The organism is Stenotrophomonas sp. Marseille-Q4652 (genome assembly GCF_916618915.1).
GTDB lineage: Bacteria > Pseudomonadota > Gammaproteobacteria > Xanthomonadales > Xanthomonadaceae > Stenotrophomonas.
The window spans coordinates 914,256-934,711 of sequence record NZ_CAKAKE010000001.1 but is presented as its reverse complement, the minus strand read 5'-3'; the positions used below and the strand labels follow the sequence as shown (position 1 = coordinate 934,711).

The window sequence follows — 20,456 nt, the reverse complement described above, 5'->3', positions numbered from 1 at the left end:
CGGTCCGCTGGCGATGGTCGGCGGCGGACCGTCCTTTGTGGCGAGCCGGAGACCCATCGATGGCATCGATCGACCCGCAAGATCTCGAACGCCTCCGGGCGTTGGCACAAGGGGTCGACCCGCCTACTAAGTTCGAACACCTGGTTGCTTCGCTGATAGGCGAGTTGCTCGGTACGAGCGTCGCGGTCGCCAAATCGGGCTTCCAGAGCGGTGGCGACGCCGGTACGAGCGGACGGCAGCAGCGAGCGCTGCGCATCGAGTGCAAGCGGTACAAGGACACCACCGCGCTGAGCGCGCGAGAGCTCCAGGGCGAACTCGACGACGCGATTGCCAGCGATCCCGGGCTGGAAGTGTGGGTCCTGGCGGTGACCCGCGACGTACCCGAGCAGTTGGAGGCGTCGCTCTTCGCGAAGGCGCACCGCCTCGGCGTGCCGGTGCTCGTGATCGATTGGAAGGCGCACGAGACCCCGCTGCTCGCCGCCTTGTTCGCCGTGAACCCCGACACGGTAACCCAATACCTCGGCGCCGAGGCGGGACAGATCGCGCGTCGACTGCGTCCGGCGATCGATCCCACACTCGAGCGCCTGCGGCGCGACATGGCGGCGTGGCAGATCGGCACGGAGACGCTGCGACGCCTGTCGCGGGAGCGATTGACCGCGATCTGGACCGACCCCTACGAATCGCGTGCGCACTTCGGCCAGGTGGTCACCGGCGGGAAGAACCCGTTGGTGCATCGCATGCAGGTCCTGCATGCACTGGAGGCATGGTGGGCGTCGCCGCCAGCAGCAGGTTCGCCCGTTTGCCTGTGCGGTCAGTTCGGCGTGGGCAAGACGTGGGCCGTCGCCGACTGGCTGATCCAGCGAACCGACGTGTTGCCGCCGGTCCTGCTCATCCCTGCCTCCGCTGTTCCCGGCGCCGGGCAGGCCATGGGATCGATCTCAGCCGCCAAGGACTTCCTCGCCGATCGCCTCCAAGAGTTGACGCAGGTCCGCGACCGCACGCACTGGCGCGCCCGTCTGGAACGCATGCTGGAGCGTCCGGCCGAGGAGGGCAGTGCGCTGCTGGTCGTGTTTGACGGCCTGAACCAGCAGGCGAGCGTGCAGTGGGTGGAACTGTTCGCCCAACTGCAATCGGAGCAGTTCCGAGGTCGGATCCGCGCGATCGCCACCACCAGGACGCATCATTTCGAAACGCATCTGCACCGGCTAGCGGGATTGCAAGACCGCGCGGTGTCGATTCCAGTCAAGGATTACGACGACCGCGACGGCGGGGAGTTCGATCAGATTCTCGCGAAGCACGGGCTCACCCGAAGTGATCTCCACCCCGAACTCCATGCGTTGGCCCGCAATCCTCGGTTATTCGCGTTGGTCGTCCGATTCCGGGACAAGTTGGTGGACGGCGGCGCCGTCACGACCCATCGGTTGCTGTGGGAGTACGGACGCGACACGGCCGGGGTGTCCATGAGCCGCGAGTTCTCCGCCGCGCAGTGGGAACAGTGGCTCGTGGCGGCGGGCGAGAAGATCCGGTCCGGTCAACGGGTGTTCACCGTGCAGGAACTGAGCGCGCTGGCCGCCGATGACACGCTGGACAGCCCGGCGAAATATCGACGCTTGAGCGCGGTGATGGGATCGCCGTTGGTCCTGCCTCGGGTCGATCACAAGGTGGAGCTGACGGCAGAGCTCATGGCGCACGCCTTGGGCACGACGGTCGTTTTCCTGTTGGCGACGGCGCAGACCGCGGACCGTCAATCGCTGCAGTCCCAACTGGATAAGTGGCTCGACCCCATTTCCGGACTGGATCAGCGGGCCGACATCCTGCAGGCCGCCGTCGCCATCGCCTTGCAGTCGCAGTACGCCGCCCCCCTCCTGGGCGTCCTGGTCGCAGCGTGGTTGCAAACGCAGAACCTCGCCGAGACCCACGTGCGCGACGCCCAGGCGCTGGCACCGGAAATGCCGGAGGACCTGCTCGACGCGATCGAGCTGTCCAATCGCTACACGCATGGCTATTGCCGGCAGATCGCCGTGGCCGCATTGCGTGGGGTGGATCGCGCCAACGTTCGCGTGCGACAGGCCGTGCTGGCGCGGGCGCATGACTGGCTTCGGCTGATCTCGCGCGACCTCGACATTCGCCAGAAGGCCGAGCCGCAAGCCGAACGACACCGACGAGAGCGCATGCTCAGTCGGCTAGGCGTGGATGCCGCGGGCGAGCTGACGGTGCTGGGCGAGGCCATGCGCGTGGTCGACCGGGACGAAGGGCGGTGGAGCGAGCACGTGCCAGCGCTGCTGGAGGGCTATCCCCTCGCGCAGGCGCTGCCGGTCTTCCGCGTGGCGGCCGTTGCAGCCTCCACCTCCTTCAATCACACCGGGTGGAACCAGTTGCGTTGGGCCTGCTTGCTCAACCCGGTGGATCCCGAGGCCGTCGCGACCGCCGTTCGGGCCGCGGCGGCCGATATGCTGCAACGGGTGCCGGAGCCCGGGATCGCCGAACAGCTCAATCGCCGCGTGGCCGAGCTGCTGCTGCACCTTTCTGGCGAGCGCAAGGATGACGAGGCTGCCAACGCCATGAAGGTGTCATTGGGCCGCAGCTTCAACTACGACGACGACTATCTCGCCGACCCGGTACGCAGCATCTTCAGCCTCGAGCGCCGGCATGCGCTGGACGTACTCAACGACAAGTCGTTGCCGCTGCGCGTGCGCGCCCGACGCTGCGAAGCGATGTGGACTGATCCGAGCTTCGTACCGCCCCCGGCCTTCTGCGAGGAAATCGCCGACGCGGTCGAGGCGATTGACGCTGTCAGCTTGTTCACCGGGCGTAACCTGACCGCGCAAGACAACGATTTCCGGCAGCTGCAGGCGGTCATGGCGCGCTGCGCGCCGCGCGCCCTGGCCGCGCTACGTCGCCGACTCGCCCGAACCCCTGCGGCTGCGAACCTGCGCGCGCCCCGATCCTGGGAAATCAACCGGGCGTTGCTCTTGTACGGGCCGGAGGAAGTGGCCGCGGCGCGCGCCATGCGCGAGGTCGGCCGCGAATCCCATGAGGGTGACGAGACCCTAGCAGGGTCGGAATGGATTCAGGCCGAACTGCTGGACCTGGACGCTCTCGCTCAGGCCAGTCTGGTCATCGAGGCGGACTTGCTGCGCATTCCTCTGTCGATCACAGACAACCTGTTGCCGCTCACGACGCAGCAGGTCGATGAGCTGATCGGACGCTTCGGCAACGGCAGTCAGAAGCAGCAGCGCGATCTGGTGGTCGTCCTGGTCACGGCCCCGCCGGTGCTCAGCGACGCCGCGTGGGCGTGGGTCGGTCAATTCACCACGTCGGACGACCCCATGGATGTCCGGCTCGCTTTCATGGTCTTGGAGAGCGCGGACGCCAAGCGGCTCGGTCAGGACCTCGAGCGCCGAGGCTGGAGCTTCGTGCCCGGGACGGATGCCATGGCGGCGCATGCCGCCACCGGCGCACTAATGGAGGTCACCAAGTCGCATGCGTTTGATCGGGTAGCCGGTCGATTGGCCCCGTGGCGCCTGCTGGAAGCGGTGCGAGCACGCGGCGGTGATACCTCTGAAGTGCGGGTGGCTGCCGAGCACCTGGACGCGATTCTTGCGAAGGGACCGTCGGGCGTGTTCGAGGTCGGCGCTCGCCTAACCGTCGAGCGCGATAACGACACGACCGCTCCGCCTTGGCTTTCGGTCCGACCACCGGCGCCGCCGGATCCGCATTCACCCGAAGCCTTCCGAGACATCTTCGACAGCGACGCCCAGGCGGCAGCGCAGGAGCGGGCTAGTGAACAGGCGGAGAAGGCCATCAAGCAGGCCCGCAAGGAAGGCGCGAGCCTCTACCTGCAGTTCGTAACCCGTGAGGACGGCTTGGCGCTGTGCCGGCATGCGCCGGAGGTGGTTCGCCGCTGGATCGAAGGCCACGAGAGTCTCAGCAACGATTTTCGGCTTCGCGTGCAGCAGGCCGAAGGCTTGTTCCTGGCCGTGTGCGAAGGCTTGCTGGAGCTGGACCCGCCCCGCGGCGTCAGCCTGCGAAACGCCCTGACCCGCGCCATGTTCACCCGGATCGTGGGGCGTGCCGGCGTGCCGCAGTTGGTGCACGTGCTTTTCCGGGCGCCCGAGTCACCGGCCGTCGTCGCGGCTCGCGACGCGTTGCTATCGCTGGAAGAAGCCAACACCGACGCCGAGCTCTACGAGATCGCGCTGGTGGCTCAGATCAATGGTCACCGGGCTTGGCTTGAAGATCACATTGCGCGCGACGCCGCCTCGCCGTTGCCGTGGCGGCAGCAGCGGGGCGCGACGCTAGCCGGGTTCCGGAGCGACAACCAATTGCCCGTGGCTGACGCGTGGGCCGAAGGGCCGTCGACGTCTTGGGCCGAAGACGTGGCGCGTCGCTCGGCGCGGTTGCGCCACCACGAAGCATGCGCGCGGCACTGGTGGCGGGAGTACTGGCGGTTGGAAGTCCGCGAAGAGGCGTATGCGGCCTGGGTCCTGTTCTGGCAATGCGCCGACCGTCATGCGCTGACGTGGCAGGCATCGGAAGCCGAGGTCAGCCCGAACTCGGAGGCGTTGAAGGCCATCAAGCGACGGCAGTGGGCCGTCAGGCAGCCGGACTGGAAGCACGGTGCCGAGAGCACCCACCTGCACCTGGAGCGCAAGTTCCTCGGTCGTGACACCGAAGAGCGCGTTTGGCCGTGGCGGTTGTCTCGACGGGACTGAGTTCAAGGAAACGACATGGCGATCAAGGCGGTCTTCATCGGCGTCAGCAAGCACCAGGATCCTTCGATTTCCGAACTCAGCGGTGCGACGCGCGATGCGACCGCACTGTGGGCGTTGTTCTCCGACACCATCCCTGGTCTTGCCCCGCGTCTCCTGTTGGACGAGGCAGCCACGCACGACGCGGTGGGACAGTCGATCCTTGGCGCGCTGACGAGCGCGACGCCGGACGACGTCGTCATCGTGAGTTTCGCGGGGCACGGTTCTCCCGATGGCCGCCTGGTGGCATTCGACACCGACGCGAGTGACCTCCCTGGAACCGCCGTCTCGATGGCGGCATTGGCAGAAGCGTTCCAGACGAGTCGAGCCCAGGCAGTGTTGTGCATCCTGGACTGTTGCTTCAGCGGGCAGGCGCCGGCGCGGGTCCTGGAGGTCGCCAGCCAGCCCCGGAACGCCTTCGCCCTGCACGGCATCGCAGGCGAAGGCCGCATCCTCTTGTCGGCTTGCGCGCCCAACGAAGCCGCATGGGAACAGCCAGGAACCGGGCACGGGCTGCTGACCTATGCCGTGATCAGCGCATGGAGCGGCGGCGACGCCGACACGGTAAGCTTTCCGGAGCTGGCCGGCGAGATCATTCGACTCACGCGCGTCGAGGCCGAGCGGCTGAGCCTTACCCAAACGCCGGAGTTCCTCGGCAGCGTCAAGGGCGGACTGAGCTTTCCGCGGCTGCAGCGCGGGGACAACTTTGCCGCCGCGTTTCCCTCACACGCTATCCAGACGATGTCGGGCGATTTCGCAGAATTTGCCCAGCATGGTTTCCCGCCGGACGTGGTGTCCCAGTGGACCCGCGAGTTCCCGCAAGGTCTCAACGCACTCCAGCTCAAGGCGGTCAACGAGTTCGGCGTACTGGCCGGCCGGTCGCTGCTGGTCGTGGCGCCGACCAGCTCCGGTAAGACGCTGGTGGGGGAACTGGCGGCGCTGCAGGCCGTCGTAGCCGGCAAGAAGGCGGTGTTCCTGCTGCCCTATCGCGCGTTGGTCAATGAGAAGTTCGACGAATTCACCGAGCGCTACGGTCCGGCCGGCGTCCGCGTGGTTCGCTGCAGTGGCGACTCTTCTGATGGCATCGGCCCGGTCATGGCGGGTCGATACGACTTGGCATTTTTCACCTACGAGACCTTCTTGAATCTGGCCTTGCGATCGCCCCGCCTGCTCAATCAGCTGGGCGTGGTGGTGGTCGACGAGGGTCAGTTCATCACCGATCCTCACCGGGGCATCACGGTCGAACTAATTTTCTCGATGCTGTTGCGTGCACGGCAGCGAGCTATCCAGCCACAACTACTCGTGCTATCGGCCGTGATCGGCGACCTCAATAGTTTCGATCGCTGGCTTGACGTGCCGTTGCTGCTGTCGCGCGAGCGCCCCGTGCCGCTGGTCGAAGGGGTGCTGGACCGCCAAGGCAACTTCCAGTTTGTAGACGCCGATGGCACCACCAAGACAGAAGTGCTGTTGCGTCGACGCATCGTGCAGAGGGGCGACAAGCCCAGTTCGCAGGACATCATCGTGCCGCTCGCGCAGCAACTGGTGGGCGAGGGGGAGAAATTGCTCATCTTCCGCAACCAGCGCGGAACGGCCCAAGGCTGCGCACGCTACCTCGCCAAGGAACTCGGCCTGCCGCCGGCGAGCGAGGTGCTGGCGGCGTTGCCGGAGCAGGATCTGACCACCGCCTCTCAGGATTTGCGGCGCTGTCTGGCGGGTGGCACAGCATTCCACAACACTAATCTGCTTCGGGCGGAGCGCGAGGCGGTCGAGAAGGGATACCGGCGGCCAGACGGGGGCATCCACGTGCTGGCTGCCACCACCACGCTGGCGGCCGGCATCAACACGCCGGCGTCCACCGTGGTGCTGGCAGAGAACGAGTTTCTGGGGGAAGACGGCCGCCCCTTTACGGTTGCCGAGTACAAGAACATGGCTGGTCGCGCCGGCCGCCTTGGGTTCAACGAAACCGGCAAGGCCATCTTGTTGGCCGACACCAGCATGGAGCGGTCGCAACTGTTTCGTCGCTACGTGCTGGGCACGCCCGAGAACGTGCGCTCTTCCTTCCAACCCGACGCATTGCCGACGTGGGTCCTGCGCTTGCTGAGTCAAGTGCGTGCGGTACGCCAGGACGAGATCCCGGCACTGCTGCTGAATACCTTCGGCGGGTACTCCGCGTCTCGCGCCAACCCGCAGTGGGTCACGAGTGTCCAGCGCGAGGTTGCCGCGCTCGTGCAGCGGCTGTTGCAGGCCGGACTGGCGGAGCGGGAAGGGGAGTGGGTGCATCTGACGCTATTGGGACGCGCGTGCGGCGCCTCGTCGTTGTCGCTGGAGTCGAGCTTGCGACTGGTCGAATTGGTGCGACCGATCGACTTCGGCACCACCTCGCCGCTGCATCTGCTGGCGTTGGTGCAGGTGCTCGAGGAGATGGACGGCGTGTATACGCCCATCATGAAACGTGGCCAGTCCGAAGCCGTGCGTGCCAACGAGATGGCGCAGCGCTACGGTCATGAGCGGATGCGGACCATGCAGCATTACCGCGCCGACCAGTTCGTGTTCTGGGGTCGATGCAAGCGAGCGGCCATGCTGTTCGACTGGGTCGAAGGCACCCCGGTGGAAGTGATCGAGAAACGCTACTCGACCACGCCGTTCCAGGGCTCCATCGGCTACGGCAGCTTGATGACGATCGCGGAGGCCACGCGATTCCACCTGCGCTCGGCCCACCAGATCATCTCCACGCTCGTACCCGATCGACCCGAATTCCTGATGGCGCTCGATGACCTACTGACGCGCCTGGAATTCGGCTTGCCGAAGGACCTGCTGGAGTTGACGCAAGTGCGCCCCCGTCTGTCGCGTGGTCAGTGCCTGGCCTTGGCCCGCGCGGGCGCGACCACGGCGGCGGCACTCGCCGCGCTGGACGCGGACACCCTGCGCGCTTGCGTCGGTGCCGCGACCGCGCTGCAGATGAGGCCACGGGCATGACGCCGGCGAGGCGGGCCAATCCGACGATGGGCGGCTGGCTATCATCGTCGGACCGTTAGCCGGTCCGCGCACCAACGATGGCAGGCTCGACGTGTCGTTGCCCATGTCACAGGACACCCCATGATGTATCCGAAGGACCCCGCCAGCCGCCCGTCGCCATCGCAGTTCATGCGCCAATTGCGGCCCGAGCTCTACTCGGATTCCACGTCCCGATCTCAGTACCGGCTCGGCGCCGAGGTCCTCTCGCACTACTTGGATACCCTCACCGAGCGAAACCAAACCCACGACTTCGAGCTGTTCTGTCGGAAACTGTGTGAGCGGACGATTTGCCCCAACTTGCGACCGGCGACCGGTCCGGAAGGGGGAGGCGACAGCAAGGCCGATACCGAGACCACGCCGGTCGCTGACGAAATCAGCAAGCTCACCTACGTCGGCGTCGCCAACCACGGCAGCGAGCGATGGGCCTTTGCGTTCAGCGCCAAGCGAACCTGGGCTGAAAAGGCCCGGTCCGACGTGGCGGGCATCGTGGCGACCAAGCGCGGGTACCAGCGCATCTTCTTTGTGACGTCCCGCGCTGCCCGCGCCAAAGACCGGGCGAGACTGGAGGACGAGCTGACCGCCGAGGCGGGCGTTCCGGTGACGATTCTCGACCGCAGCTGGATCGTCGACGAAGTCATCGAGAAGGATCGACGTGACCTGGCGTTCCATTACTTTGGCATCGGGGAGGAATCCCGCGACCGTGATGTGGGTCCTGAAGACTACTCACGCACCAGGCAACTGGCCGAAGTCGAACGTGAGCTGGCGGATCCGTCTGCATTTGGCGGGATGGAAATGCACCGCGCGACCGAAGCGCTGGTCGCCGCCAAGTTGGCGCGCAGCTTGGAACTGCCTCGGGTCGAGGTCGAGGGGCGGTTCCTTCGCGCGATTCGGCTCGCGGACGACGGCGGCACGTATCGGCAGCAGATGGAAGCACGCTACGAGTCGCTGTGGACCGCGTTCTGGTGGTTCGACGACCTGCACGCCGTGCTGGCTGGATATGACAGCTTCGAGGCCCAAGTGCTCGAGGACTCGCAAGCGTCGAATCTGGAGATGCTGTGCAATCTGGGGCAACTGCTCTTCAATGCCGTCATCACCGGACAGCACTCGCCCGAGCACGTGCAATTGGAGCCTCGGATCGGACGTCTGACCGCGCGGTTGGCGGCCTTGTCGGAGGATACCGAGCGGCCCAACAACGCGCTGGAGGCCCGGACGTCCTGGCTGACCATCGAGATCAATCGCGCGATGCTGGCGCAGGCCCCCGAGGTACTGGCCGCGCTCTGGCCGAAGTTCGCCGACGTACTCACGCAGGCCGAGGGACTCGGTGAATTTGATGCCTCACGCCTGTCACAGCTGATCGAGCGGTTCGGTGAGGTGGCCGGGGACGACCGCGGTTATCGCGACCTCCTGGACCAGCTAGCCGACTTCACGGCCAAGCGCACCGGGGAGAGCGAGGGCGCCTTGATTCTGCTGCGGCGCGCCAGGCAGATCTCGCTCGAACAAAACATGGAGATGATCCGCCTGCTCGGACGCGCGGCGCGGCTGCTCTCGAAGAAGGAACACGCGCAGGAGCAGGTGAGTGCGCTGGCCGAATTGGCCGTGGCCTACAAAAGCGCCGGCTTGGGCTGGGCCGCACGCGCGAGCGCGATGTCCGCCGCGGCCACGATGTTCATCGACGCCAACGACGGCAGCGAGTTGCCCGCAAGCGTCTTCCCGATACTGATGAACGTTGCTTGGATGGCGCTGTCCTTGAAGTATCTGCCAGACGTACTCGATGCCATCCAAGTCGCGTGTGGCTGCCTGACGGCATTGCCGTTTGACGACGAATCCGCCGAGCGCGCGAACAAGCAGCTCGAGTCATTCGACATGGTGCTGGCTTGCCAGCTGGTCAGCCTGACCGAGCCCGAACTCGCGCAGCTCACGTCAGTTCCCGATGTATTGCGCGGGCTGGGGCTGCACCACAGCTGGTCGGCATTGATGTACCGCCTGGGATACGAAGACCACCTGCGGGCGGAAGGCTGGATTCCGCAGAGCGAATCGCCCGACGACGTCGCGGCCCTGTTCGCCAAGATGGCAGGGCAACCCACCGGCGTGGCGCGCTGGCGGCCAGCCGTTTTCAACGCCGGCCAGACGCAGGTGTGCGCGACGACGGTGCTCGGCGTACGCGTGGATATCGTGCACGAGCCCACCGACACGGCGATCATCGTGGCCGAGGCCATCGCCGGCGCGGTGGAGGCATTCTTCGCCACAGCGTTCGAACTGGGCGCTTTTGGACATGTCGAACGTTTCAGCATCCAGGTGCTCGAGGACTCGGTCGACAACTTCCAGGTTGAAACGGATCTGGATCGCATGAGGGTGACGGTGCGATGCCCCGTCGGCGTGTTTCCCGGCTCGCCGACGGTCTATCCGGATTTCCAGCGGATGCTGTTCGATGCCGCGACGACCGTGTTCTGGGCTACCTGTTATACGCGCAGCCATGCAGAGGCGGCGTTGCGGCTTCTGGAAGGCGACGCGGCGGCCGACCGCTTGGCCATGGTGGGATCGCTGTGCCTGAGCCGGCACCGCATCTTCGGTGGGGTGGCCCGCCTGTCCAAATGGGACAAGCATTCGCCTCGGGTGCACGAACTGCGAGCCGATCGACCGACGGTGGTTCCGCAAGCGCCCACGCAGTCCGCTGCGTCGCCAGCGCGGGAGCGAGACGAAGTGTCGGATCCGCGGAAAGTGACGGACCATCTCGCGGTCCAGGTGCGCTCGGTGATCGACGTGCACCAGTGGGACCAGGCCGGATGGACCGGAACGGCGTACGGGAGCCTCGGCCCATCCGCACCGCCTTTCATGGCGCTGATGTTCAGGAACGCGGACGCCGCGACGCGCATCTTCGAACGATGGCGCGAGCGCTTTGGGGAGCGTGACGAGGCCGAAGAGATCTACATCGCCATCATTCGCCAGTACTCGAGCGCACATCCGGCGCACTACGGCATGGTCGTGACGTCCCGCCTGCCCGACACGGACCTCGACACGCAGACAGGCCAACCCATGGTCGTGTCCCGGTCGCTGTCGATGGAGCCAGCCGATGACGCGAACCTGAGCCGCTTCTTGACCGACTACCAGCGTTTCGGCGCGTACCTGCTGATGGCGATGGTGTTGCCGGAGGGACAGGCCCAGCCGGTACTGCTCAAGCACCTGCCCGTGCTCAAGCGGTCGCTCAGCGTGAAGTTGGCCGCCGACGTGCGCCCAGTCGATCCCGAGATAAGCTTTCTGGAGCTGCGAGGTTTGGCTCCTGCGAAGCGCTAGCCAATGATGGCCTCGGCGCGATCGGCATAGCGCGTCTTGACGATTTCATGGTGCTTCAGCAGGTCGTACCGCCAGCTTTCGAACACGAGCGTGCGGGCGCCGAAGTCGAACTCGTAGTCGACCCTGTCGAGCGAGGCGAAGTGGTCTCCCATCACGCCATCGCCCGCCAGGTAGCGATCGACGTCGACCGTCGTCAACGTGTCGCCGTCCCAGAACCGATAGATCGTGTCGGGGCTGCGGATTTCGCCCTTGGACACGACGTTGATGAACTCGTGCGCCTGGCGCACCGGGTGACCGTCAATGGACGAGCCGGTGAATACGCGATTGGCGATGAGCACGACAGTGCGGATCCGGGTGGGCGCCGGCATGTCCCAGCCCAAGCGCTCCCAGATCCGCTTCAGGTGTTCAGTCTTCCCGAACCGGTCGCGCCTTTCGGTCAACTGCTTGCCCGCCTTGCGGATGTGCTCGTAGCTGTTGCGCATCTCGTGCGCATTGCAGGGGTGGTACGCGTTCTTGCACTCGATCAAGTAAAGAGTGCCATCCCGATAGGCCACCAAGTCGGTATCTGCCGAACGATTCGTGCTCTGGACCTCGACCCCGACTTTGAACCCGGCGTCGCGGAGGGCTTCCTCGACGGCAGCCGGCATCGGGTCTTCCTCCGTTTCGGCCAGGCGCTTTTCGTTGAGGCCGTTGGCAAACGCGATATTGCGAACCAGGTTGGAGTGCGCGATCAGCGACGGCGCGAGCAGGTAGTAGCCATCGACCTTGAGGAACGGGGTGTACTGCAGGTCAACGAAGCTGCGGCAGTCGTTCCAGGAGAGAAGTTCGATTACTTTTTCCGCCGTCTCGACCGGGAGCACCGTTCCGAGAAAGGCGAGCAGTTGTTCGTGGCGAAGCACGGCAATGATCGAATGCAAGGCGAGCCGCTGTCGCTCGGCGAAATCGGCAACCTTCGCGAGTTCGCACTGGAACAGGTGCTCCATGAGCGCGAACAAGCGACTGACCCGGAACAAGTCGATCGATTGCACGCCTGGGGCCACGTCGAACGGCCCCAACTCGAAGTCCTCGTAGTCGTCCACGTCCAGCTGCAGAAGAGCCAGGAAGTCTTCGCGAAACAGTCGATCGTCCGCGAGGGGATCAAACAGATGCGGGATTCCGGGGATGCCGAACGTGATCCGGCGGATGGGCTTGTCCTTGATCTCGACGAACCTGGAGATCACGTCGTCGTAGTAGCGCTGGAACACCGTCGTCAATGACACGGGCGGCGCGGCCGCCTGCGCCCAGATTTTCTCCATTTCGACTCGACGGATCAGCATCTGCATTTCCATCTGCACGTAGCCCGCCCGCACGGATTTCTCCACGTCCGGGTCGATCGACCCAACGACTACCCGTTCGCCGCGAATCTGTGCCCGATAGGGCAGGCCATCGATCAAGGTCTCGGCGCGTGAGAGCTCGTCCAGTCGGAAAGCGCAGTCCAGGTCTTGCCGATAGGTGTCGTTTTTGGGATTGAGCGCCTGCTCGTCGGTAAAGGCGAAATCTACCATGCGCAGGCCGGTCGCATCCTGTGCCAGCGCCAGGATGCGCGACACCGCCGTGGCCGTGTCTTCAGCGTCCAGTCGGCTTCTCAGTCCCGCCGCGGTCAGGCCACCGGATTGGGCATCGAGTGCGATCTGAGTGCGGCGAGCAAACTCCTGGTTGGCCATGACCAGGAAACTCTTGAGCGCTCGGCCGCGGCGACTCGACAGCCGCGACAACAATCCATCGCGCTGTCGCTTGGCGTCCGCGGCGAGTTCGTACAGCGCGTCGACGGAGATCAAATACTCGATCCAGCGTGGCTGCAGGTCCAGAGCGTCCGCGAGTCGCCCCAGCAGGCGCACGAGCTCGCGGAGGCTCGCGATCTTGAAGTCGTAGCGCGACGCACGCAGCAGGCCTTGGCGCCTCAGGCCTGCCACCAGCTCATTGGCGCCGGAGGCCAGCGCCAAGGCAAGCAGTAGCGCCGCAGCCTCCTGGCGGCGGTTGCCACGGATCAGCTCCGCTAAACGCCCCAGATCGCTGCGCGACAGCTTTTCCGTGCCCCCGATGTGGGCATTCGCACGCACCCAGGCTTCCTTGGCTGAGACCGAAGGGTTGCCCTGCAACTGTTGTTCGATCGCGGCGACGCTCATGGGAAAAGGGAGCTATGGGCAGAGACTGGCAAACGTGGGGGCGGAGCCGCCAACCCACAAGGCGAAGGTGTCGGGTTGGCAGTCTCAGCCGGTGAGAGCAACTTGAGCGAGAAGGAGGCTCCTCCACCAAAAACGTGGGTTTCCCGTGCCCCGCCGAACGATTTCCTGTCCCAACTGCGGTTTCATGCAGCGAAAGCGCGATGACACGTGCGAACGCTGTGGTGTGGAAACCGAGCAATCCAAGCGCCGGACCAACGCCTACTTGTTCCGCATCGGCTTCACCGTTTTACTGGCTCTGGGCTTTTACGCCTACGTGACCCGCCTGATCCCCGGCATCGGCACCTAGCCGCGCTACGAACGACAGTGGCTGGCGTGCCGACGGACGGGCGCCCCGGTGCGGAATAATGGACATCGGACGCCCCAGCTGGCGGCCGGGCCGGGTGCTGCGTTCGGAGGAGACATGGCTGTATTGAGCAAGGCATCGGTGACGTCCACCGATGTGGACTTCCAGCATCGAATTCGCGCCGGTCACTTCGACCTGGTCACCGATGAGCCCGTAGTACTGGGCGGCCAAGGGCAGGGTCCGGCGCCGTTCGACCTGTACCTGGCGGCTCTGGCAGCGTGCACGGCGATCACTATTCGCATGTATGCGAAAAGGAGGGCATGGGACATCGGCGCCTTCCGTGCCGAACTTATCTTACGACGCGATGAGACGGGTGCCGTACGTGTACAACGGATCCTGCACAGCGACCGCGAACTGAGCGCAGAGCAATGGGCGCGCCTCATGGAGATCGCCGATCGTTCGCCGGTGACCCGGGCCATGCGCGAAGGGGCGGAGATCGTAACCAGCGCGTTGCCCGCCCCGCCGTCCGTGTCTTCACCCTGACCTCCCGAGAGTCCCCATGGCCGCGATGCTCGACCCGGGCGATGTCCCTTGGCTTGACCTGTTTCGCGATGGAAACCTGAGCGATTTGAATCTGGCGCTGATGGGACCGAACCACCAGAGCACACGCCTGGCACGCCTGGTGTTCGTCGTGCTTGCGGGGATGACCAATGCCGAAGGCCGCCCCGCCTTCAGGCAGGCGGTCGTGATCTTGCCTCCCGACGTTCTGGACACGGCGGCAGCCGATGTCGAAAGAGATGTCACGCGGGTGCGCCCCGATCCCATGGACGCCGAGGAACGCGAGGTGCTCGCGCGCCGGCTGCAAGTGCATCGCATGACAACCTTCGAGACCGATGAGGTGCTGCGCACCGTGGCGGCGGCGCCAGCGGGCAGCTTCGTGATCGTGGTGGGCGGCGCACGTTTCCGCCGCATCGATGCGCCCGTTCGCGCGCCTGCGACATTGCAGGCGCCCGAAGATCGGTGGGTGCCGCACTTGATGGATCTCGCGAATCTGTGCCGGGACCGTGCGGGGGAGGAGACGTACGTGCTGATCGACGCCGGGGAGTATTTGCCGGGCTTGGCGCGCAATCTGGATGCGCTGCGTGGCATGGAGGCGTCGATCTGGGGTGCCGACGTGGCGAACGCCGTGGGGGATGCGCAAATGAGGCGGTTCCAAGAGTGGGTCGAGCGGATCGAGCACGGCGACATACTGTCGGTGCTAGGCGAAATCGATGCCACGGCGGGCTGGACGCCACCCGTCAAGATGCTGACGAAGGCACAGGTTCTGCATCGCGGCGGGCGGACGCTGCGCGCCATGGAGTTTGTTCGGGCCTATCTGCCCCATCTGGAGCAGACACCGGCCGATCTGAAACTCAAGCTCGCGACGATGGCGCTCGGTGCCGACGACCTCGAGCTGGCGCGACAGCTGATGGATGCCAGTGCAAACGAACTGAGTGACTTGGACCTCAACGAACTGGCGCTGGAACTGACCGAATCGGTCCCGTCCGCGGTCATCGAGACGCGAAGCCTGGCGTGGTTGGCCGCGAACTTTCCAACATCCACGGCGCTTCGGGACCACCAATTGCGCAGGCTGTTCCTGGCGACCCGTGACGGGCCGCTGGCCCGAACCGAGTACGGCATCCCGTTACCGCTCGACGACTACATCGACGCCGTCCTGACCACCGTGCTCCCGGAGCGCGTGCCGGACTATGTGGCCGCGGTGGAGGCGCTGGATGGGCAATGGCCCGACCTTCGCGGCGAGACTCGGTTGGCGATGACGCTGGATGCGCGACGTCGTGACTTGCCTCTGCACGTCGCGCTGATTGCCTCGTCGATGGGCGAGACGTCGCCCTTGGCTCGCCCTGCCGCAATGGCGTTGATGTGGGCAATTGAGCGGGTGCTCCTGCGCGGTGAGGACGGCGCACAGGACGTGTTGGCAGACGCGGTCCTGTTCATGCTGCTCTATTTAGCCAATCACCCCGCCGAGACCGGGACGCGCGAGCGGCTGGATGAGCTGCTATCGGTCGAGGTCGCGGGCACCGTGGGTATGGCACTACTCGCCTTCGCGTTGCTCCGTATCGCTGGCGCACCGCACCCGGAACCGCAGCCGCCGGCGGACGCCGAGGGTGACGAGCCTGTGGAGCCCAACGATGTCATGGCCTTGTACGGACGCGTGGCCGCTTGGCTAAAGCAGCAACGCGCCGTCGATCTGGGCAAGGTTGTGCTGCCCCGAGAAATGCTGACGATGCCTGCCGATTCGGCACTGCGGTTTATCAAGCGCATGGTGCAGCACGTGATTGAACGGGAGCAGGCGGACGACGGTCCAACGTTGCGGTTGATGGCGCTGGTCTCCTTCGCGCTCGCGCCCCATGCGCAGCGGCGAAACGAGGACCTGGAGATCCTGCGGATGGTGACCAGCCGCCTGGTGACGACGGGGGAAGCGCAACTGGCGCGCGACCTGGTGGAGGCTGGATTGGCGGCCACGCAGGGCCGCCCGGATCGTCTTCGCTTGGCGTGGTTCGCCTATGGCGACGTGTTTCATCGGATGGGAAACGAATCGCGCGCGCTTCTGGCTTTTGGTTGCGCGCTGGCGACACGAGGCGCCGTGGCGCTCGATCAGGCCTATTACGAAACGATGGGGGTGGTTCGCGCCTTGAGGGATGCGGGACTGTGGGACACCGCGCGGCAGCTCTTAGATCGGTGTGAGCGGCTGCTGCATCAGCTGGGAGACTTCGAGCGTCGCGGGCATCGGATCGAGACCGTGCGCGTGGGTATCGCGATGGCCGAGCTCATGGCGACGCGGGCCGCAGACCCGGCGCCATGGCCGCCGCTGCTCGCCGCCATCGATGCCAACCTTCAGGCGGTTCGGCGCGAGGACGACGAACTAGCCACCATCTTGATGATCGCGATACAGGTGATGCGCCATGCCGAAGGGCTGGGCATCGCGATCGAGCCCGCGCTGCGAGCCCATGTTGAGGAGGCGATCGGGGCAGCAGGAGCGATCACCGCGGAGCTCGTACGCTTGGCAGCCCATGACGCCGTAGGGCCCGAGCGGCTGCTGGAGCGCGTCCAGGCGGTGCAGCAGGCGCGCTACGCCGACGATGTCGGATTCGACGTGCAGTACCTAGTTCGCGCGGCGAGGGCGCAGTTGGCGGACGAGGCGACACTGACGGACGCGCGGACGGCAAGTTTCGCCGCCGAACTGACGACCGATCACGCGATTGCCGTTCCGGGTGCCGTCGAAGGCGCTTGGTTGCCGGCGACATTGGACGAGCCTGCACAAGCCCTGCAGGCGCTCTCGCAGCACGGCGTTCGCATAGAGCTGCTGGCCATCGATCACCAAGACCGTCTGATTCGCGTCAGCGCCGAAGCCGGCGCCATCACGGTGCGGCGCGAGCATGAGGCGTTCTCGATGCCAGCGCTGCACGTCTGGTCGAGGCGTTTTCCCTACGCCTACGCCGATGGCGGCCCCAGGGATGGGCCCGGGGTCGCACGGCGTCCGCGTGACCCCAACCTGTTCTACACCAGCATGCGTGACCTGGGCTTGTCCGCGGGCGCGGGCGATCGGGCGTTGTTCGTTCTGGATACCCGGCTGCAGCGGCTCCCGCCGCAGTTGCTGCTCGTGGATGGCGAGCTCCTCGGCCGCACGACCCAGTTGGCCGTCGCGCCATCGCTGACATGGCTGCGTGCGGTCACGGCGTTGCCGCATCGCGCGTTGGGGCCGCCGGCGGCATGGATTCCCACGGCGGTCGAAGGTGAGGCGAACGGTACGCTGGTCACGGTGGCCGAGCGCGTCACGGATGTACTTGCCGAGCATGCCGTGACGTTGCAAACGGGCGCGCAGGTGCCTGACTGCCTCAAAGGTGCACAGCTGGTGATCGTCGCCGCGCACGGGGGCCTCGCGGACGACAATCGCTTCTTCAGGGGCATCGCGGACGAGGCACAGCTGCGGGTCAGCGGGCCCGCCTTGGCACGCGCACTCGAAGGCGCCGGCGTGGTGGTCTTGTTCGTGTGCAATGGCGGACGCCAGGACGAACACCCCGCCGCCAGCACGGCGGTGGGCTTGCCCAAGCAACTGCTCGATCGCGGGAGCGCCGCTGTTATAGCCTCACCCTGGCCGTTGGACGCGCGCGTGCCTTCTCACTGGCTTCCGGCATTCCTCGCCGCGTGGGATGGCGGCCAAACCCTGCTCGAAGCCAACGCTGCGGGCAACCGTGCCGTCAGTGCGCAGATGGGCAACGAACCACAGGACGCCATGGCGCTGACGCTCTATGGCAATCCATTCCTACGACGCGTCGCCCTCAATGCCGCGCGATAGCGATGCTCAGAGAACTCGCTCGCGCCGCTGAACATGAGGCATCGCGATCTCGCTCGACTGGCCGCAATCTATTGAGCCACAGCTGCCGAATGTGAATGTCCCTGCGCACGCGCCGCACGCAGATACCACTCGGCGATCAGCACGTTGGGTTCCCAACACAGGAACGAGATTGCGCGGTTAACGTCGGAGTTTCTACTTAAGGGAAGGCGTTAGGTTGTTTGTAAGGGCGTGCTACCGGGCGACTTTCCCCAAGGTGTTCCGCTGCTGCGCGATCGCTTGGATGTCCGCTTTAGGTCGCTACCTGTCCAATCGATCAACAATAGGCGCCATTCATTTCAATAGTCGCGCAGCTGGGTTGTCCTCAGCAGCACCTGCTTGAAAATAACCAATCACGCTCGCCACTGATCGGTGCTCGGTCATGGCCATCACCGCGGGCAGGGGAACACCTTGCTTGCCAGCTTCGGTCACGAACCCCGACCGCAGACTATGGGCGCCAAAGTCCCCTTCTAAGCCCGCCAATCGAGCCCGGCGCTTCACGATGGTAGCCACCGAGCCAGGGAGTAGGGCAGGGCCCACCCGATCCTTCCAGATTCGACGGAAGATCGCTCCCTCGCGGATCCCCGCGGCCTCTAACCAGCCCGACACCGCTTTAGCACTTCGCCCTAGGATCGGTTTGTCCGGCGTGGAATCCGCCGTGACGCCCGCCTGCTGGGTCTTGGAGTACTCCAGCCGATAGATGTAGCCGTCTTCGCCGACCTTGCGCAGGTCGCGCATATCCGCGGCCGCGATTTCGCTGCGCCGGCGCCCGCCACTGGCAAAGCCGAAGCAGAGCAGGGCACGGTCGCGCAGGCCTTCCAGGCTGTCATCGCAGGTCGCCAGCATGGCCTCGAGTTCGGCCCGGGTGATCGCGGTCTTCTTGGTCGGCCGCTCGCCACGCTTGACGGCGGCACGCCGAGCCCGGCTCAGCAACGTCCGGACACTGGGTAGCTCGCAGGGGTTGGCCAGGCGCTTGAGCTTGTGGGCGGTAGACAGCACGGCCACGCGCTGGACCACGGTCGAGAGCTTCAGCGGACCGACCTTGGCCTTCAGGCCGGCGGCCACCAACGCCTGATCGATGGCCAGGGGCAGCTCGTTGACCAGACCGGTCTTGCTCTTGCGCTGGATGTGGTCGACCAAGAACTGGATCACCACCGCCTCGCTCGCCGGCAAGGCCAGCTCACCGCCATAGCGGGCTTGGTGCCAGCCGGCCCAGTAGCGCAGGGCAGTGGCGTAGCTGCGGGTCGTGTTAGCGGCGACGGCCTCGGCGAGCAGTTCGCGCACCGCATCGGCGGCCTGTTGGGCCAGCTGTTCTGGCAGGACCAGATTTGCGGCTGTCGCTGGCGCGGCGGGCAATGTGCCATTTCGTTTCATACTATGTAATGTACGTTATGAAATAGGGCGTTTACTAGCGATAATCATCACTTATCACCAGTACGGAATCAACAGAGTAGGGCGACCGAGTAGGAGGCACTTCCATGGCCCGAGGCATCACCGAATCCGACGTGCACACCGCTGCCGACGAGATCGTCGGCTTGGGCGAACGGCCGACTGTGGAGCGCGTCCGTGCGCACTTAGGTACCGGCTCGCCGAACACGGTTACGCGGTGGCTGGAAACTTGGTGGCAAGGACTCGGAAGGCGGCTGGACGCGCATCACCGCAGCGTCGCCGTTCCAGACGCCCCAGATGCGGTCGCGCGCTTGGCGAGCGAATTGTGGGCGTCGGCTATGAGGCACGCTCAAAGCATTGCGGACGATGCGTTGAGGGCTGACCGCGCAGCTCTGGGGCGTGAGATCCAAGCGCTTGAAAGTGATCGCGAGGCCTTTCTGGCGGAAGCTGCCACTTTGCGGGAACAGGTGGCGGCCGCAGGCCACAAGGCGGAGCTGGCTACCACCCGGGCCGCAGAGCTCCAGCGCTTGGTCGACAGGCTTGAGGAGCAGGTTGAAGAAGTCGGCCGCCAGCGCGATGCGGCCGTCGCCCACGCAGCAGACGGCGTAAGCGCCCGCGACGCCCTGGAGGCCAGGGCCCGCTCGTTGCAGGATGCCGCCCTGGCTGAACGCGAGTCACTCGGTCAGCATGTCCGTGCGGTGGAGGATCGAGCCCTCAAAGAGATCGACCGAGCTCGTCAGGAGACAAAGGAACTGCAAGGGAGACTGACGGCCGCCGTGCGCCAATCGGCTGCTGCCGAGAAGTCGCTACGTGAACTGATCGACCAGGCGAACACCAAGGCGGTTGAAGCTTCTCGCGAGGCCTCGGCGCAACGGGCCCGCGCGGACGCGCTTGAGGGTCAGCTGGGCGTGCTGCGGGATCTGCCCGCGGCGCTCAGAGCGGCATTCCCCCAGGCTGCCCCTGGGTCCGCGGCTCGGAAGTCGCGCAGCCGGAGCAAAGTTGCGCCCTCGAAGCAGACCAAAGCTACGAAGCAATCCAGCCAGCCGGCACGCCGGCGTCGTGCGAAAGTGGCCGATTGATCTATTCTCAAGGTGTCGGGGCGCGACATC

At 65.5% G+C, this 20,456-nt stretch carries 9 protein-coding genes; 7 read left to right on the top strand and 2 right to left on the bottom strand.

What is annotated here, in order from left to right; all coding sequences use genetic code 11:
- Positions 1-59 precede the first annotated feature (59 nt).
- The 3 genes from LG380_RS04285 (at position 60) to LG380_RS04275 (ending at position 11,057) form a co-directional block, all read left to right on the top strand.
- The gene (locus LG380_RS04285) at positions 60-4,715 is read left to right on the top strand and encodes a hypothetical protein (protein ID WP_225763762.1); all 4,656 of its coding nucleotides are present in this window, start codon (positions 60-62) and stop codon (positions 4,713-4,715) included.
- 15 nt (positions 4,716-4,730) lie between these two features.
- Entirely contained in the window at positions 4,731-7,727 is a 2,997-nt protein-coding gene (locus tag LG380_RS04280) for a DEAD/DEAH box helicase (RefSeq protein WP_225763761.1), read from the top strand.
- 123 nt (positions 7,728-7,850) lie between these two features.
- Complete coding sequence (locus tag LG380_RS04275; protein WP_225763760.1) at positions 7,851-11,057, top strand: tetratricopeptide repeat protein; 3,207 nt, start codon at positions 7,851-7,853, stop codon at positions 11,055-11,057.
- Here the strand turns inward: LG380_RS04275 and LG380_RS04270 are convergent.
- Entirely contained in the window at positions 11,054-13,222 is a 2,169-nt protein-coding gene (locus tag LG380_RS04270; protein ID WP_225763759.1) for a hypothetical protein, read from the bottom strand. The two genes, LG380_RS04275 and LG380_RS04270, sit on opposite strands and share 4 nt — an antisense overlap.
- A gap of 184 nt (positions 13,223-13,406) precedes the next feature.
- Between LG380_RS04270 and LG380_RS04265 the strand changes: the two genes are divergently transcribed.
- The 3 genes from LG380_RS04265 to LG380_RS04255 all read left to right on the top strand — a co-directional run bounded on the left by LG380_RS04265 (position 13,407) and on the right by LG380_RS04255 (position 17,922).
- Positions 13,407-13,568 (top strand): hypothetical protein, encoded by a 162-nt coding sequence (locus LG380_RS04265; protein WP_225763758.1) that lies wholly within the window; start codon positions 13,407-13,409, stop codon positions 13,566-13,568.
- A gap of 123 nt (positions 13,569-13,691) precedes the next feature.
- Positions 13,692-14,108, top strand: a complete 417-nt coding sequence (locus LG380_RS04260; protein ID WP_225766443.1) for an OsmC family protein — start codon at positions 13,692-13,694, stop codon at positions 14,106-14,108.
- Positions 14,109-14,124: 16 nt separating this feature from the next.
- Positions 14,125-17,922 carry a CHAT domain-containing protein gene (locus tag LG380_RS04255; protein ID WP_225763757.1) on the top strand — a complete coding sequence of 1,266 codons (3,798 nt, stop codon included), beginning with the start codon at positions 14,125-14,127 and terminating at the stop codon, positions 17,920-17,922.
- Positions 17,923-18,252: 330 nt separating this feature from the next.
- On the opposite strand, the gene LG380_RS04250 is transcribed toward LG380_RS04255, so the two are convergent.
- On the bottom strand, positions 18,253-19,332 hold the full coding sequence (locus LG380_RS04250) for a site-specific integrase (protein ID WP_225763756.1): 1,080 nt from the start codon (positions 19,330-19,332) through the stop codon (positions 18,253-18,255).
- Between the two features lie 104 nt (positions 19,333-19,436).
- On the opposite strand from LG380_RS04250, the gene LG380_RS04245 reads away from it, so the two are divergent.
- Entirely contained in the window at positions 19,437-20,426 is a 990-nt protein-coding gene (locus LG380_RS04245; RefSeq protein ID WP_225763755.1) for a DNA-binding protein, read from the top strand.
- The last annotated feature ends 30 nt before the right edge of the window (positions 20,427-20,456 follow it).

Coding starts and splice junctions, on each gene's coding strand:
- LG380_RS04245 (WP_225763755.1), top strand. CDS start 19,437: ATGGCCCGAGGCATCACCGAATCCGACGTGCACACCGCTGCCGACGAG.
- LG380_RS04285 (WP_225763762.1), top strand. CDS start 60: ATGGCATCGATCGACCCGCAAGATCTCGAACGCCTCCGGGCGTTGGCA.
- LG380_RS04270 (WP_225763759.1), bottom strand. CDS start 13,222: ATGAGCGTCGCCGCGATCGAACAACAGTTGCAGGGCAACCCTTCGGTC.
- LG380_RS04275 (WP_225763760.1), top strand. CDS start 7,851: ATGTATCCGAAGGACCCCGCCAGCCGCCCGTCGCCATCGCAGTTCATG.
- LG380_RS04250 (WP_225763756.1), bottom strand. CDS start 19,332: ATGAAACGAAATGGCACATTGCCCGCCGCGCCAGCGACAGCCGCAAAT.
- LG380_RS04280 (WP_225763761.1), top strand. CDS start 4,731: ATGGCGATCAAGGCGGTCTTCATCGGCGTCAGCAAGCACCAGGATCCT.
- LG380_RS04265 (WP_225763758.1), top strand. CDS start 13,407: ATGCAGCGAAAGCGCGATGACACGTGCGAACGCTGTGGTGTGGAAACC.
- LG380_RS04255 (WP_225763757.1), top strand. CDS start 14,125: ATGGCCGCGATGCTCGACCCGGGCGATGTCCCTTGGCTTGACCTGTTT.